The organism is Saliphagus infecundisoli (assembly GCF_020177375.1).
GTDB lineage: Archaea > Halobacteriota > Halobacteria > Halobacteriales > Natrialbaceae > Saliphagus > Saliphagus infecundisoli.
Map to the genome: position 1 here is coordinate 1 of NZ_JAIWHV010000047.1, position 14,542 is coordinate 14,542.

Below are 14,542 nucleotides of genomic sequence, written 5' to 3' on the forward strand. Positions count from 1 at the left end.
TTAAACATAGACTGTTCTAATTATCTAATAAATCTGCTAAAAACACCCCGCTCGACTGCAAACGTATTATCTATCTGTCTGTACCAATCCTGTCTCAGCACTCAACAACACGAGACTTGGTAGGGTCCAACGATCGTTTCGGTTATAAGTGGCTAGAGTATAGTGAGTGATATCGTCCTTCCCCTATTCCAAACAATTAATAGAACGATCGAATGATATTTTAGTCAGCACATCAAGCCGATAACTAATGAAAGGCGTACTTCTGTCGGGTGGGACGGGCTCGAGGCTCCGTCCAATCACCCACACCGGCCCGAAACAACTCGTACCCGTCGCGAACAAACCAGTTCTTGAATACGCGATCGAAGACCTCAAGGAGGCTGGAATCACCGAAATTGGGATCGTCCTCGGAAACAAAGGCCGCGACGCGATCCAGAAACGCCTTGGAGACGGCAGCGAGTACGGCGTCGACATCACGTACATCATTCAAGGCAACCCGCTCGGCCTCGCCCATGCCGCCGGCTGTGCGCGGGAGTTCGTCGGCGACGACGATTTCGTGATGTTCCTTGGTGATAACATCCTCAAACAGGGCATCTCGGACCTCGTCGAGAGTTTCGAGAACGGTGATCACGGTGCCGGGATCGCGCTCCAAGAGGTCGACAACCCGGAACAGTTCGGGATCGCCGACGTCGATGAGGACGGTACCGTGACGAGGCTCATCGAGAAACCCGACGAGCCGCCGACGAACCTCGCACTCATCGGTATCTACGTGTTCTCAAACGCGGTCTTCGACGTGATCGAACGCCTCGAGCCCTCGTGGCGCGGGGAACTCGAGATCACCGATGCAATTCAGACGCTGTTGGAGGACGGTCATGCGATCGATTCTGACGTCGTCCGCGGGTGGTGGAAAGATACGGGCAAACCGAAGGACATTCTCGAGGCAAACCGGCTGGTTCTCGAAGACGAACCGCTTCGTTCCGAGGGCCGTATCGATCCTGATGCGACCGTCGATGGTCGGGTCGAGCTCCACGAAACGGCCACGATCGAGGGCGATGCCGTCATACGGGGCCCCGTCTCGATCGCCGAGAACACGGTTATCGAAGACGGAACGTACGTCGGCCCGTATACCTCGATCGGCCCGAATTCGACGTTGAACGGGGTCCACATCGAAAACAGCGTCGTCATCGGCGATTCGGTGATCACGACGAACGGCAAGATCGTCGATAGCCTCCTCGGTCGTGGAGCGAATGTCGAGAGCGCGATGAACCTCCTCCCGGAGGGACGGCGACTCGTCGTCGGTGAAAACTCCCAGCTCAAACTCTGACCATGCGCATCATCACACAGACCTGTCCCCAGTGCGGTACCATTGTCTCGGCAAACGAACTCGAGTCGACTCGGGTCATGAAGTGTCCCGGCCTCTCCTGTGAGAACGTCCTCCGGTTCGAAGATCTGCCACGCGAGGACCGCGAGTTCTTTCTGGACCACGCAGACGAGTACGAACTTTAAGCTCGGAACGACTCCTCGATAGCCTGAAGATCCTCGGTCAGTGTCGGCTGAGATCGTCCTAGTGCTGACTCGACTGTCGAGACGTCGAGACACGTGTTCGTCGGTCGTGGTGCCTCCCGCTCGAGATCGTCCATGGAGCTTTCACGCAGTAAGGTCGAATCCCCCGCTGCGACGTCACAGATCCGAGACCCGAATTCGAAGGGTGTCACACAGGATCGACTCGCGATGTGTACCGTCTCCCTCGCTTCGGACTCGATCAGATCGAACAGCGTCGTCGCAACCTGGCCGGCTCGGCTCGGGGTAACGAACTGATCGGTGAACAATGGAACGGCCGAATTGGTGCTGAGTTGGTCGCGAACCCAGGCTGGAAATCCAGTTAGGTCGTTCGTAGCTCCGTGGACGCCGTAGACAAAGGAGAGCCGAGCGATGAAGCCGTCCACGGACGACTCCTCGACGGCTCGTTCCCCCTCGAGTTTCGACCGTCCGTACTCTTGAATTGGATTTACAGATGCGTCCTCGTCATACGGCTCCGTATCGGTTCCGTCGAACACGTAGTCCGTCGACAAGTGGACGAACGTGACGTCCCTGTCCGCACACATCGACGCTAGTCGCCCTGGGGCCACCTCATTGATCTCGTGAGCGATATCCGGCTCCTGTTCGCAGCCATCGACGTCGGTCATCGCTGCACAGTTGATGACGACCTCCGCGTTCGTTTCTGCGAGAATCGCTTCGAACTCGTCAGCGTCCCGAATGTCGTGTTGATACAACGAGACTGGAAAATCCGGGCTGGTCGAATGGTACGTTCCAGCGACGGAATACTTTCTATCGAGAGCTGTCCCAACGACGTTACTCCCGACGAGCCCGTTGGCGCCGAGGACTAGGACGTTCATACAGGCTGTGTTCCGATGAAAACATAAATAGGTGATGCGATAGAGGATCGTATATGCGAGTTCTCGTCACTGGTGGTGCGGGGTTTATCGGCTCTAACTTCGTTCACTATCTCCTCCACGAAACGGAGCATACGGTCCTGACGGTCGATGCACTCACGTATGCCGGCTCGAAGGAGAACCTCGATGGGGTACTCGATCACCAACGACATGAATTCGTGGAAGGCGATATCCGGGACCGTGAACTCGTCGAGGACCTCGTCTCTGACGTCGATGCTATCGTCAACTTCGCAGCCGAGTCCCACGTTGATCGCTCTATCGAGGGGGCAAAGCCGTTCGTGACGACGAACGTTCAGGGAACACAGGTCCTTCTCGATGCCGCTACGGATGCCGATATCGATCAGTTTCTCCAGATCTCGACGGACGAAGTGTACGGACAAATCCTCAACGGGACGTTCAGCGAAGAGGATCCGTTGAACCCTCGAAATCCCTATGCGGCGACGAAAGCAGGTGCTGACCTCCTTGCGAAAAGCTACGAGACAACCCACGACCTGCCAGTCGTCATTACCCGGACCTGTAACAACTACGGACCACGCCAGCATTCGGAGAAACTCATTCCGAAGTTCATCACGAACGCTGCCGCCGGAAAGGACCTTCCTGTATACGGCGATGGGTCGAACGTTCGGGAGTGGATCTACGTCGAAGACAACTGTCGAGCGCTTGTGACTGTCTTGCACGAGGGACGTCCCGGCGAGGTATACAATATCGGATCGGGTGAGGAACGCACGAATCTCGAAGTAACGGAGGCGATTCTCGACGCCGTTGGTGGCTTAGAGGAGCAGATCGAATTCGTTGAGGACAGAGCAGGCCACGACCAACGATATGCGCTCGATACGGAGAAGATCGAAGCGCTCGGGTGGCAACCCGAGTGGTCGTTCGAAGACGGGCTGGAACGAACCGTCGACTATTATCTGCAGGACCAGGCTCAGCAATGACTGAAGACGTGTCGTGGGTGCCTGAGGACGAATGGGAGGTCGTCGTCGATAACGTCCCTATCGTCTCCGTAGACCTCCTCGTACAACATGAGGGCGGTATCCTCCTCGGACTCCGTGAAAACGAACCCGTGAAAGGGGAGTGGTTCGTTCCTGGTGGCGCCGTACTCAAAAATGAAACGTTAGACGAGGCGGTACAACGGGTAGCCAAAACCGAGTTAGGCTGTGAGGTAGATGTCGTTGAGCGACTGGGGTCGTTCGAGCATTTCTATGAGTCCTCGGAGATCGACGGCATCGACAGGAAACACTACGTGGCTCAGGCGTTCGTCGTCACTCCGACGGAGCCAATCAATGCGCCTGATGACCAGCATAGTGAACTCCGTGTGTTCACTCCGCCTTTTGATGATCTCCATCCCTATATGACGAGGTATCTGGACCACATGGATCTCACAACTCAGTAAGTGCACTCAGATAGAACGACGAAAACACGGTCTGAAGCCCGATGATGATCGCCGTAGAGGCAAGTAGCGAGCCGATCGTAAACTCCACCGTTCCAAATCCGCCTGAAATCCAGTCTACGAGCAGGACCCCAGCGTAGAGCGCGCCAGCGGCGAAGATCGCGAGACCGGTGGTTGCGCCGTGTTCCAGCGAGAGTGACCCAATGACTCGTTCCGTAATCGGGTCCTCGGGTTTCTGGATCGGATCGCTCGTAATCGCCGCGAAAACCCCGAGCGTCCCGATCTGGTAGCCGACGATCGTCAACAGACTGCCGGCGATCATCGAGTGGACGCCCGGAGTGATACCGCTGATCGACTCGCCGATGGACACTAGTGCCATCACGAGCAACCCGATTCCGGAGAGGACCGCACCGGGTGCCGAAAACAGATAGCCGGGCGCATTCACTAGCATGAACCGAACGTGGCGCCACCCGTCTTTGAAGCTCTCGAGGGTCGCCTCGCCCTCGCGCTCGTGGTAGGTAATCGGCACCTCCTTGATCACCATGTCCTTGGCGCCGGCTTCCATGATCATCTCGCTGGCGAACTCCATCCCGTCACTCTTGAGGTCTAAGGCGTCGAGCGAACTCTGACGGATGATCCGAAAACCACTATGGGCGTCACTTACTCCGGCACCGTAGAAGGCGTTCAAGAACTTCGTCAACAAGGGGTTCCCGATGTATTGGTGGAGCGGCGGCATCGCCCCGGATTTGATCTCGCCCTCCAACCGGCTGCCCATCACCATGTCGGCCCCGGTCTCCTCCAGCCGGTCCAACAACTCGGGAATCCGCTCGAAGTCGTAGGTCGTGTCGGCGTCTCCGATCACGATGTATTCCCCGCGAGCACGCTCGAAGGCGTACCGATAGGCGTAGCCGTAGCCGGGCTCGTCGGGTGTGACGATGATTGCGCCCATCTCCCGACCGATTTCAGGCGTACGATCGGTCGAACTGTCGCTCAGGATGATCTCTGCGGGAACGCCCAACTCGGAGATTGCCGTCTTCGCGCGCTCGATACACTCGGCGACGCCCTCTTCCTCGTTGAGCGTCGGCATGACGACGCTGAGGGTCGGGTCCTGCGTGCTGTTCCGATCGAGAAGGAGACCATCCCTGGTCTGGACATCCGACTCGCCCGTTTTGGCAGCCTCTGGATCGTATTCGAAGGCGGTATCGGACTCCTGGACAGACTCCTGGCTACGACGACTACTCATCTGATCTCCCCGCGTCGCTCGTGAATTGTGTGAGAACCCTCATTCGATTCCTCCGAAGTCTGTCTTTGATACTGATGAGTCAACATCCTCCTATAAATAATGTTTGGAAGGCCGACAAAACAGAACGATAAATAAGTATATTTCTAGTATATGTTTTGGTAGAGTAGCCTCTTTACCCCCTCAAACAGCTGTATATCTAATAGAAATAATTCAGATGGTTAGTCTAACGTCCGCATATATGTATTGGGTGATGTGATTTGTCGTGCTAGGGGGAAACACTCATATTGGATAAATTTCATACTAAAAGACAATCAAAACCACTTTCGGGTGCGTTTACTCGCTCTCCTCAGCACGTGGATCTTCTATGAGCTTCCACAGTGCGGTTGGTTCATGGAGATATTCAATACTGCCTGCTGCATGGAGTCGATCAAGACGTTTCGAAACTGTCGGCCTTGAGTAACCGGTTTCGTCGACGAGCATTCCGGTAGTTGCGAAACCATGTTTAGATAGAACATCAAGAACATCTTCTGTTTTCTCATCAATCCGAAGCGGCATCTCTTTCTTATCCATCTACCTGCTCTACTCTTAGTAGCTCCTGATACTATTTACAAACTCTGATAATCCGACTACCAACCTTTACTCATCGTAAAGTATAAACACCAAACAGTCTTGGCTTAATGTAGAGGCGCAGGCACGGTCGCAAACCTCTGTGGCCCGGTGCTAGAACACCGGACCTGTGCCTTGGAGAAGGCAATGACGACTACACAACCCACGCAAGAAACGGTTTCGCCTCCAGATGCACAGCCCATCTGCTTCGATCGACCCACCTCGGCCTACGAGTACCTCGGCCTGGACACCAACGACGAACACCACCACTACGATCCGATCGCAAACCAGATCCACGTCACCACCAGCCCACCACACGAGTTCCACCCCGACCACACCGACGACCCCTGGATCCGCGTCCACGGCCCGAGCCGTCACACCGAACACCTCGGCGAGTACGACGACCGGGGCGTCCCGGAGTGGATCAGCTACGTCCATTCGGTGCGGGGCTGGGCCGAGTACCCGACCCCGATCCGAACCCGTCGAACCCCCACACACCTCACCTTCGAGCTCGAACACCCCGTCACGCCGGGCGATATCGAACGCGCCTACTGCGACCTCCAGTCGCTCGTCTCACGAACCAACCCCACCCTGGAGGGCGAGCACCGATGACCGACCCAACGACGACCGGCTTCGACGTTCGCTACACCCCCGAGGGCGGCCAACCACGCACGACCGTCTTCGTCCCCCAAGAGACGGACGACGGGTGGCTGCGCGCCGAGTTCGAGTGGACCGGCGCCGACTGGCGCCCGGTCGGGACCGAACCCGTCACGCAGGTCGCGCTCTTCGACGAGGACTGTGAGCTGACGACGCCCGCCCGCGAGGAGCTCCTGGGGACCGACGACCACGAAGAGGAGGAGGGCCCAACCAATGAGTGACCACGCTCTCGCCGACGAACTCGAGGCACTCCGCACCCAGAACGAGCGTCTGGCCGAGCGGGTCGCCGACCTCGAAGCCCAACAGCCACCGGAGGCCGACACCGACTCCCAGACTATCGACCGACTCCACAACGAAAACGAGACCCTCCGCCAGGAAAACGACCGCCTCGACACACGAGTCACCGACCTCGAGGCCCACGTCGAAACCCTCGAGTCCCGCCTCGCCGACTGCGAGAGCGAAACGACTCGCCTCGACCGGGCCACGCAGGCGGCCCACCGTCGGGGGGCCACGCTCAAAGAGAGCGTCGCCGAACTCCAGGCCCGCGAACTCGAGAAGGGCGCCCACCTCCACGATTCGAACGTCGAGCCCACCGAACTAGACGTCGCGGGCGACCGCGTCGAGCGGATCACCAAAGACGACGGCACCTACGTCCGCCTGCCCGAGCAACGCGATCCCCTCGAGCGTGGCGGCACCACCACCCTCGCCCACGGCGACCTCCTCCCGATCCAGCAACTCGCACGCATGGACGACGATATGCTCCGCTCGACGACGAACGCCCTTCCCACCCGCCTGGCCGCCCAGCTCTGGAACGCCCGCACCGACGAGACGGTCGGGGACGACCCCTGGCGCACGGGGTCGAAGGCTGTCCGAGCTTCAGTGAAAGCGAGCGATCTGAAACACTGGATTCGACGCCAGGAACCCGGCACGAGCGAGAGCTACGCCAAGAAGTTGGTCTCCCGGACGATCGACGCCTTACTCGAACTCTCGAAGAATCGACTCGCCGTGCATCGACGAAAAGAGCGAAAGAACGGCCTGAAATATACCGAACGGAGGATCGTCCTCCCCGCGGATGCCGAGATTCCGGGCGAAACGTCGTCGACCGACGCTGGTCCGGAGACAGCTGGCGTCCACGGCTGAGGGCGTCCACGGACCCACAACTACCCTCGAGCGAGGCCACACACGCTCTCTGAACTCCGGATGCATTCCGATCGTGGTGTCTGCCCGGGTCCACTACTCACGGGTCTACCCGAGAGCGATCGTCGACGATCAGTACGACGGACACCCACTCGAGGACCCTCCGAGGACGACGGCTGTCCACAGGGCGCCGGCGTAGATATACACTCGGACCCGTTTCGCTTAACCTCACCCGATCTGAGGCAACGCAAGGCCGCCTAATCTCCTTGATCTCTGAGAGTGGCTGTTTAGGAAATCACGTCCGAGTGTATAGAGAGCCAACAAGCGGACGAGGGTCAGCGTTTCTGATCGGGATGGCGCTCTTTGAGGGCATGCGTCTCGGCCAACTCCACCACGTCATAGACATGGATGCCCGATTTGAACCACAGAACGCGATCACTCGCCCCGTCGAAGTCGTCTGCTGAGCACTCTAACCGCTCGGAGACCGCGAGAAGCAAGTGGTCGAGGTCGGCATCTCGTATCTTCGCCAACTTCTCGTCCAGATACTCAGGCGTCCAGAATCCCACGATTTCGAGGATTGCACGTCGGCCATCAGGGTGTTCGAGCGCGAAGTCGGGGATCATCACCTCGGCACCCAAGTCCAACACATCGTCCTCGTGGATCAGCTCCCAGTCCGTGGTCGACCGATCCCACTTCTGGGCCAATGTCCGTTCGACATCGCTGTCGAAGTCACTCCGAGCGGTATAGTGAGAGGACAGCCCATCCGTATGGTCGAGTTCGAACGAGAGCGTGGTCTCTGTTGGCCCCTCCTCATCGAGGACCTCCGCGTGCATCTCCCAGCGGTTGCACAGTGGGAGCGCGGGAAGGAAATTTGCCATCCGAATCCCGTACTTTCGTGACTGCGAGAAGAGCGAGGCCGGACCATCCAGAATCGCCTCGTACCCGTCGGCGACATCCGTATTCGGGACACGGGTCCCATCCCCGTCGATTGGATAGATCCGGTGCATCAACCCAAACAGCTTCACATAGCTGAATACGGTGTTGAAGTGGTCCCACACACGAATTCGCATCCGTGTGGCATCGTAGAGGACTGCTTGGGCTAACGCGAGATTATAGCGTGTAAGGAGCCAGTCAACGCTGATAGCGTCTTCAGCATACGATTCCTCACTGTCGCCAGTCAATCGTGTCGTCGTCTGAGAGGCGCCTGCCCCCTCGTGGGCATCGGAACTGTGGTCTCCGAACCGGACGAGTCGCTTGTTGTCCTCCAGATCAGCATACATGCCCCGATAACACGCTTCGAGCGAGATTCCCAGCCTATCAGCAACGGCACTATACACCTCGAGTTGTCGGGTGTCCTCGCCCAGGGTGGGCTGGCGAACAACTGGATACGACTCGTTGGCCTTCTCGTAGAGCTGCTGGCGGATTTCACGCGGATCGGCGGCGGCAACGGTTGCGAACTCACACTCGTCCGTCAACAGTTTTGCCAACCCCTGGACCACTTTGTAGTCCGTATCCGAGATCGTCAGTTGGTCGATCCTCTCCTCGAGCTCGCCTTTCGATTCGCCCAGATGATCCTCGAACAGGTCGATGAGTGTCGCCGCTGTGTCCCGATACTGGTCATCGTCGGGATCGATGAACAACGGGGTGACCGTCTCACCACGCCGTCGAGACCGAGCGAGATCAGCCGTCAGCATTCGCGGTCACCCCCTGTCGCCGACGCTCCGAGACGTATCGCTCCATGGTCTCCTCAGCGATGATTTCATAGAGGCGAGCGGGTTCTCGGTCCTCGGTGGGCCGCAGAATCCGGCCGAGTCGCTGGGCGTATTGGCGTTTTGAGGCACTCCCCGAGAGGATGATCCCCACGTTTGCCGCCGGGACGTCGATCCCTTCGTCGAGGACTTGGGACGTGACCAGCATCGAGTACTCGCCCGTCCGGAACCGCTCGAGAATTGCCGTCCGCTCGTCCGTTTGGGTTTGGTGGGTGATACACGGAACGACGAACTCCTGGGAGATGTCGTAGGCGAAGTCGTTGTTCGCGGTGAAGATGATCGTGCGGTCGTCGTAGTGGCGTTTCAGCAGGTTGTCGAGCGTGTCGAGTTTCTTTGCGGCCGTACGGGCGATCTCCTCGGCGCGTTGCTTGGCGATGAGTGCTCGGCGGCCATGCGAGTCGTAGGACGTACGTTTCAGGAACTCCGCGTAGCCTTGCTCGTTCCAGATGTCGAAGTCGTGACTGTCTACGTAGTCACGATAGAGCTGGTACTCCTCGTCGTACTGCTCGCGCTCGTCGGGTGTGAGATCAACCTGTAGATGAAGCGTTTCGTACTCGCTGAGGTACTCCCCGGCGAGTTCATCGACGTTCTCCTCGTAGACGACAGGGCCAATCAGCTCTTCGAGGACCTCGTGTTGCCCGTCAGCCCGTTCGTAGGTGGCGGTCAGCCCGAGGCGGTAGGGAGCAATCGTCATCTCGGGGATCTGCTGGTATGTCGGGGCCGGAAGGTGATGGACCTCGTCGACGACTAGGAGCCCGAACTGGTCGCCATACTCGTTGATATACCGGTAAGCGGAGTCGTACGTCGTCACCGTGATATCGGTCACGTTGTGGTTTCCGCCGCCGAGTACGCCGACCGAATCGAGGAGTTGGTCCCCGAACGCGTTGGTGAGCGTCGCGTGCCACTGGTTCATCAGATCGATCGTCGGCACGACGACGAGCGCACTCACGCCCGCATTGGCGATGGCTTGGACGGCGAGGAACGTTTTCCCGCTTCCCGTGGGAAGCACAACGCTTCCGCGACGGTCGTGGTCAGTCCAGGCCGCCAAGGCGGCTTGCTGGTAGTCGCGTGGTTCAATAGCAACGGCAGGTGTGAGGTCGAGGTCGCTATACGCGCGGGCGGTATCCTCCACAGAGTCGACGGTGGGCGCGGCTTCATCGAGAGTGGCTTGTCCGTCTGCGCTCGTAGCCCACTCTCGGAGTGCTCTGTAGTGGTGGGCGCGTGCTCGATACTCGTCAACGCGGTCGTCCCAGTCGGCGTATGGAACGTTCTCGGGGGCGTCTTCGAGCAGGAGGGTCCCATCATCGAACGCGATGCGCATTTCGTATCTGCTCTACAGGGTTCGCCGTACTTGTCCTTGCGGGATAGGACTGACTTGCTGTATTCGTCTGAGAGAAGCCCTGGATTCGCGCATAGTAGTTGTTTTGGCGACAATTCAGTTGGTTTTCACCGGAGTGACTTACGTCCGGGGCACCTACGAGAGAGCATGGCGCGGGTCGAGAAAGATGAGGAACGCGAGGAGCGTATCGAGATGCGGGTCATCGTTGATACCTACACTCCCGAAGAGCAAGCCTACGGCTGGCACGCCTATCTCGGGGATTTGATGGACTTTCCTTTCGAGGCGCGGTGTACCACCGAGCGAGAGGAATCCCCGCTAAAAGAAGGCGAAACGGTTCGCGTCGTCGGCATGTCGTCGACGGAAGCGACGCTCAGCCAACAGTATGTAACTGTCGAGTGGATGGACCGCGAACTCGGGGTGCCTCTGGAGCAACTGGAACCCATCGATGTCGACAACGAGACAATCCAAGCCATCGAGGACTGGCACTACTGGCTCGAACGATAGCGTGAGCGAGGTCACTAACAGTCCTGGACAACCCTTACTTCACCAGTCGTCGTAGGAGCCGGTAATGAGCCCCGAGTGCGACGATTGCGGACAGGAGTTTACGACGCTCTCACGGCTCCGACTCCACGATTGTCCCGGCGGTCAGCGGTCCGAAGCGACGGACGACCCGACGACGGACGAACTCCCGACCGACACGACGGATGAGTCCGCTGGGAGCCCAGCTTCGGACTCCGGCCTCGACCGACAGGAACTCGACCGACAGGAACTCGAACGCGAGCATCCCGACGTGGTTGGGGACCTCCCCGACCTCATCGATGACGCCCGCGCGGGAGACCTCTCAGCCATTTCGCGTGCAATCGCCGAATACGAGCGGGTACTCACGACGGTGTCCCGAGGTGACGCACCTGGTGGCGACGATCTCCACCACGACCTTCTATTCGCGTATTACGAACCGCTGGCCGATGGACTCGATGCCGCCGCGGAGACGGGCGGCTGGGAGATACTCCTCGAGTTTGCCGACGCCTACGATCCCCACGAACAAAACGAGTTCCCCGAAGTCGGCCACGTCATCGCCAACGCAATCGGCCGGTCGGTGATTCGTACCCGCCGCTCTGAGGGCGTTGATGCAATCCCGGCCGACGCACTGGCATTTCTCGGGGCGATTCCCGAGTACGTCGATGAGTTCCACGTTGCCTACGAGGAATCCTACACCTACGGCTGGGGGATCGACCACCCCGACCATTCGGTCGCCGACCATCCCCTCGCCCTCGCGCAGGACGAACCACTGTTCGTGAAAGTGACACTGAATACCGCCTTCTACGTCGATCAGCACGCCGCACTCGATGTGTTCGAGACCCTCGTCACCGACGAGGCGATCTCTGGAACACACACGAGATTTGGGAGAGAAATCGACCGCACGGAGTTGTACTTTCAGGCCGTGGCTGATCTCGAAACGGAGCAATTGCTCGGTCCCCACGCCCCGCCGTACTGGGATGAGGACGACGATCTCCCCCGTGTCGTCGATGTCGACCCCGACGTGAAACAGCGGATTCAGGATCTCGCTCTGGAAACCGGCGTTGCTGACAGTGTCTCCGCCGATTGGTCGCTCCGCGATCTCGACTCGAGTCTGCTGTCTGGCATACTTGACGAGATGAGCGACTCGAGAGACGGATCCTGACCACTGGTCCCATTCCGGTCAATCGGATGTTCGAGCGAGTAGTTCGGGACCGCGGGGATGAGAGTCACCAGGCGAAAGGCCGGGTCAATGAACGGACTACCTGCACGGACTTTCTTGACCGCCGCAAGACGGGAGGGAGCGAGGAGGACGGGATAGTTCACTTCTCACTTAGCCTGTCTCGCTGCTGGCCCCTTTCTCCGGTGGACGCCTCGCGACACACAGCCCATGGTCCCTCTCTCATCGCTCGGTGAGATTCTCTCTTCTTCTCTTGTATGGCGGCTACGGAGAGCTAGGTGCTTCCGGTTCCGGCTCGTCGAACTCGAGGGCTTCAGTGACTGCTTCGGGGAGCGTCGGTCGCGGTGCGTCCTCGTGACGCCGTACCCGCTCGGGTTTTTCGGTTTCTTCGTACACGGCACGTGCGATCGGGACGCCCCGGAGGAAATTGTGCTCGTAGAGGATTTCGATACCGCGCTCAGTCGGTCCCCAGAACTTTGATGGGAGATCCCGCGTCGACGCGTTCGGCTCATGCAGATATACGTCGAGAATATCGGCCTCTTGCAACGTCTCGAGTTGGTCGAGGATTGCAGCCTCGTTCTTCGGGATCATATAGTCAAGCTCGGCTAATGAGGTGAGGTGGGCTGGATGACCGAGAATCACCTGGAGGACGAGGTGACGGGTTTCTTGGGAGAGCAGCTTCCGCATTCGTTGCTGCTCAGCAAACGGATCCTCGAACCCTTCCGGGGCCGTATTGCTCATACCTAAAAGGAGGATCTTCGGCTGTATAATGGTTTGGGACAACTAGGTTAATAGACTCCCAGTATGACTGAGTCAGTTGAAAAGGTCTATTACCAATCCAGTCAGAACGGATTCTATGAGTCCCCCCTCCGTTCCACCAAACTCGAGCAAAATCATGGAGGCAGTCCAGAATGCCTTACATGGCCTTGACGTCCAGTCGATAGAGGCCATTCGAATCCTCTCGTGGGCAAATAGTGAAACACCGGCACTCTATGATCGAGACCAAACCGCGTATCTCGTTCTGGGGAGTTATCGTGATCCGTACATTCGCCGAGTACGGGCAGTCGGTGACCGATTGAACCGTCGATATGGAACGTATGCGTTCCTCATCGGGGATCTCACAGATATCGATCTCCCTCGCCTCCCAGAGTTCCGCGTGAAGTTCCACATCACGGCAACGCTCAGCGATTACGTTGTAGCCGTGTTCGAGCAGGATGCTGGCGGCGAAATAAACGAACTCGGCAAGCTCGGTGAAACGGAGTACTTCGAGAAAGCGTACGCCTTTCCGCGGGCCTATCACTGGGAAACTGACGCACACCTCTCCGATGAACGAGATGTCATCGCTGCTGGCGCACAACTCATGGCTGCCACGGATGGCGACCATCAGACGAAGATTGCAGAACTCAATTCGCTTGTCGAACGTGCAGACCAAGCTGGCATCGACACTACCGTTGAAGCAGTGACTACCGAGCTCGAGCGCCACGATATCGAAGTCCCGTCATACAGCTGGGTACATCTGAATGACTTCCGTCTCTTTGAGCTACATGGGCGGTGTTACCCCTGGACCACCGAGGAGGAGTTATTTGAGGCCACAGACGACCTTCCGGGTTCACCACGACCTGAGTGGGAACAACAGTGAACTATCGCCAGTTTGCTGGATCAGTAGCAATTGCTGCGAGATCATCGGCGTGAGCTTTCGCGTCTTCTGGGAAGAGCGTCGTCGTTTGGATGTATGTTCCATGGGGTCCGATATCCGTTCTCACATATGATTTGTGGCAAGAGTCAGCGTCAGCTCTGTCTTTCTGCTCGGCCTGCAGCGATTTGATCGTCTCAATCGCAGCGGAGTTGAACCGATATCCGGTTCCCGCGATTTCACAGACGACATTCGCGTACTTGCCCTTGATTTTCACTTCGACGTACGGTCGCCGTTCTTCAGCAGCTCGCTGACGGGCCTGGTCGAGGGATTCAGATGGTGAGGGTTCGTCCGGCGGACGCTTGGCGTTGCCCGTGTAGAAGGTATATCGAATTGGATCGACTTCGTCAGTCGGTTTCTCCTGTCGTCGATCCGTCTTCGGGGGATCCGCATCCCTTCTAGTTTAACGACCCGAACCACCGCCATCTGATGATCACATATCGCTGGTGCTACCAGTTTGAGGAACCCGGTGGAGAGTATGACTTACACCCCACCGGATTCCGTAGTTGTTGACCGGATTCAAAGAGCGTTTCCCTCCGATAAGTTGCGCGAGCGTGCTCGC

Annotated in this window: 16 protein-coding genes; 10 read left to right on the forward strand and 6 right to left on the reverse strand. The window is 58.2% G+C overall.

The genetic code is table 11. From position 1 onward, the window contains the following. Positions 1-247 precede the first annotated feature (247 nt). Positions 248-1,321 (forward strand): glucose-1-phosphate thymidylyltransferase, encoded by a 1,074-nt coding sequence (locus tag LCF40_RS21980; RefSeq protein WP_224830273.1) that lies wholly within the window; start codon positions 248-250, stop codon positions 1,319-1,321. A gap of 2 nt (positions 1,322-1,323) precedes the next feature. Further along, a complete protein-coding gene (locus tag LCF40_RS23625) occupies positions 1,324-1,503 on the forward strand; it encodes a hypothetical protein (protein WP_345777879.1) in 180 nt (59 codons plus the stop codon). Here the strand turns inward: LCF40_RS23625 and LCF40_RS21985 are convergent. Beyond that, entirely contained in the window at positions 1,500-2,393 is an 894-nt protein-coding gene (locus tag LCF40_RS21985; RefSeq protein ID WP_224830274.1) for an SDR family oxidoreductase, read from the reverse strand. The genes LCF40_RS23625 and LCF40_RS21985 overlap by 4 nt on opposite strands. Positions 2,394-2,446: 53 nt before the next feature. Between LCF40_RS21985 and rfbB the strand changes: the two genes are divergently transcribed. After that, positions 2,447-3,385 carry a dTDP-glucose 4,6-dehydratase gene (gene rfbB, locus LCF40_RS21990; protein WP_224830275.1) on the forward strand — a complete coding sequence of 313 codons (939 nt, stop codon included), beginning with the start codon at positions 2,447-2,449 and terminating at the stop codon, positions 3,383-3,385. After that, entirely contained in the window at positions 3,382-3,843 is a 462-nt protein-coding gene (locus LCF40_RS21995; protein ID WP_224830276.1) for a GDP-mannose mannosyl hydrolase, read from the forward strand. The genes rfbB and LCF40_RS21995 overlap by 4 nt, the downstream gene beginning before the upstream one ends. On the opposite strand, the gene LCF40_RS22000 is transcribed toward LCF40_RS21995, so the two are convergent. Together LCF40_RS22000 and LCF40_RS22005 are read right to left on the reverse strand one after the other, a co-directional pair. Continuing rightward, on the reverse strand, positions 3,830-5,083 hold the full coding sequence (locus LCF40_RS22000) for a glycosyltransferase family 2 protein (RefSeq protein ID WP_224830277.1): 1,254 nt from the start codon (positions 5,081-5,083) through the stop codon (positions 3,830-3,832). The genes LCF40_RS21995 and LCF40_RS22000 overlap by 14 nt on opposite strands. Before the next feature lie 333 nt (positions 5,084-5,416). Next, positions 5,417-5,653: a MarR family transcriptional regulator gene (locus LCF40_RS22005; protein ID WP_224830278.1), complete on the reverse strand. Its 237-nt coding sequence runs from the start codon at positions 5,651-5,653 to the stop codon at positions 5,417-5,419. 183 nt (positions 5,654-5,836) lie between these two features. On the opposite strand from LCF40_RS22005, the gene LCF40_RS22010 reads away from it, so the two are divergent. The 3 genes from LCF40_RS22010 to LCF40_RS22020 are packed head-to-tail and all read left to right on the forward strand — an operon-like array spanning position 5,837 to position 7,486. Further along, positions 5,837-6,301: a hypothetical protein gene (locus LCF40_RS22010; protein WP_224830279.1), complete on the forward strand. Its 465-nt coding sequence runs from the start codon at positions 5,837-5,839 to the stop codon at positions 6,299-6,301. Continuing rightward, a complete protein-coding gene (locus LCF40_RS22015; protein WP_224830280.1) occupies positions 6,298-6,567 on the forward strand; it encodes a hypothetical protein in 270 nt (89 codons plus the stop codon). Before LCF40_RS22010 ends, LCF40_RS22015 begins: the two co-directional genes overlap by 4 nt. Continuing rightward, positions 6,560-7,486: a DUF8008 family protein gene (locus LCF40_RS22020; RefSeq protein ID WP_224830281.1), complete on the forward strand. Its 927-nt coding sequence runs from the start codon at positions 6,560-6,562 to the stop codon at positions 7,484-7,486. Before LCF40_RS22015 ends, LCF40_RS22020 begins: the two co-directional genes overlap by 8 nt. A gap of 332 nt (positions 7,487-7,818) precedes the next feature. On the opposite strand, the gene LCF40_RS22025 is transcribed toward LCF40_RS22020, so the two are convergent. Further along, positions 7,819-9,177 carry a DUF790 family protein gene (locus LCF40_RS22025; protein WP_224830282.1) on the reverse strand — a complete coding sequence of 453 codons (1,359 nt, stop codon included), beginning with the start codon at positions 9,175-9,177 and terminating at the stop codon, positions 7,819-7,821. Beyond that, complete coding sequence (locus LCF40_RS22030; protein WP_224830283.1) at positions 9,164-10,573, reverse strand: DEAD/DEAH box helicase; 1,410 nt, start codon at positions 10,571-10,573, stop codon at positions 9,164-9,166. The genes LCF40_RS22025 and LCF40_RS22030 overlap by 14 nt, the downstream gene beginning before the upstream one ends. A gap of 165 nt (positions 10,574-10,738) precedes the next feature. Here LCF40_RS22030 and LCF40_RS22035 point away from each other — a divergent pair, with 165 nt between their 5' ends. Together LCF40_RS22035 and LCF40_RS22040 are read left to right on the forward strand one after the other, a co-directional pair. Further along, positions 10,739-11,095: a calcium-binding protein gene (locus LCF40_RS22035; protein ID WP_224830284.1), complete on the forward strand. Its 357-nt coding sequence runs from the start codon at positions 10,739-10,741 to the stop codon at positions 11,093-11,095. A gap of 64 nt (positions 11,096-11,159) precedes the next feature. Continuing rightward, positions 11,160-12,272, forward strand: a complete 1,113-nt coding sequence (locus tag LCF40_RS22040) for a DUF8137 family protein (protein ID WP_224830285.1) — start codon at positions 11,160-11,162, stop codon at positions 12,270-12,272. Between the two features lie 279 nt (positions 12,273-12,551). Here the strand turns inward: LCF40_RS22040 and LCF40_RS22045 are convergent, their stop codons facing one another. After that, complete coding sequence (locus tag LCF40_RS22045; RefSeq protein WP_224830286.1) at positions 12,552-13,028, reverse strand: ArsR family transcriptional regulator; 477 nt, start codon at positions 13,026-13,028, stop codon at positions 12,552-12,554. Positions 13,029-13,143: 115 nt separating this feature from the next. Here LCF40_RS22045 and LCF40_RS22050 point away from each other — a divergent pair, with 115 nt between their 5' ends. Then, entirely contained in the window at positions 13,144-13,926 is a 783-nt protein-coding gene (locus LCF40_RS22050) for a DUF8170 family protein (protein ID WP_380684030.1), read from the forward strand. Positions 13,927-14,542: the final 616 nt, after the last annotated feature.

Bases quoted from the DNA above. Each gene is read 5' to 3' on its own strand.
- LCF40_RS21980 (WP_224830273.1), top strand. From the start codon at position 248: ATGAAAGGCGTACTTCTGTCGGGTGGGACGGGCTCGAGGCTCCGTCCA.
- LCF40_RS22050 (WP_380684030.1), top strand. From the start codon at position 13,144: ATGAGTCCCCCCTCCGTTCCACCAAACTCGAGCAAAATCATGGAGGCA.
- LCF40_RS22010 (WP_224830279.1), top strand. From the start codon at position 5,837: ATGACGACTACACAACCCACGCAAGAAACGGTTTCGCCTCCAGATGCA.
- LCF40_RS22030 (WP_224830283.1), bottom strand. From the start codon at position 10,573: ATGCGCATCGCGTTCGATGATGGGACCCTCCTGCTCGAAGACGCCCCC.
- LCF40_RS22040 (WP_224830285.1), top strand. From the start codon at position 11,160: ATGAGCCCCGAGTGCGACGATTGCGGACAGGAGTTTACGACGCTCTCA.
- LCF40_RS22005 (WP_224830278.1), bottom strand. From the start codon at position 5,653: ATGGATAAGAAAGAGATGCCGCTTCGGATTGATGAGAAAACAGAAGAT.
- LCF40_RS23625 (WP_345777879.1), top strand. From the start codon at position 1,324: ATGCGCATCATCACACAGACCTGTCCCCAGTGCGGTACCATTGTCTCG.
- LCF40_RS22035 (WP_224830284.1), top strand. From the start codon at position 10,739: ATGGCGCGGGTCGAGAAAGATGAGGAACGCGAGGAGCGTATCGAGATG.
- LCF40_RS22025 (WP_224830282.1), bottom strand. From the start codon at position 9,177: ATGCTGACGGCTGATCTCGCTCGGTCTCGACGGCGTGGTGAGACGGTC.
- LCF40_RS21995 (WP_224830276.1), top strand. From the start codon at position 3,382: ATGACTGAAGACGTGTCGTGGGTGCCTGAGGACGAATGGGAGGTCGTC.
- LCF40_RS21985 (WP_224830274.1), bottom strand. From the start codon at position 2,393: ATGAACGTCCTAGTCCTCGGCGCCAACGGGCTCGTCGGGAGTAACGTC.
- LCF40_RS22045 (WP_224830286.1), bottom strand. From the start codon at position 13,028: ATGAGCAATACGGCCCCGGAAGGGTTCGAGGATCCGTTTGCTGAGCAG.
- LCF40_RS22015 (WP_224830280.1), top strand. From the start codon at position 6,298: ATGACCGACCCAACGACGACCGGCTTCGACGTTCGCTACACCCCCGAG.
- LCF40_RS22000 (WP_224830277.1), bottom strand. From the start codon at position 5,083: ATGAGTAGTCGTCGTAGCCAGGAGTCTGTCCAGGAGTCCGATACCGCC.
- LCF40_RS22020 (WP_224830281.1), top strand. From the start codon at position 6,560: ATGAGTGACCACGCTCTCGCCGACGAACTCGAGGCACTCCGCACCCAG.
- rfbB (WP_224830275.1), top strand. From the start codon at position 2,447: ATGCGAGTTCTCGTCACTGGTGGTGCGGGGTTTATCGGCTCTAACTTC.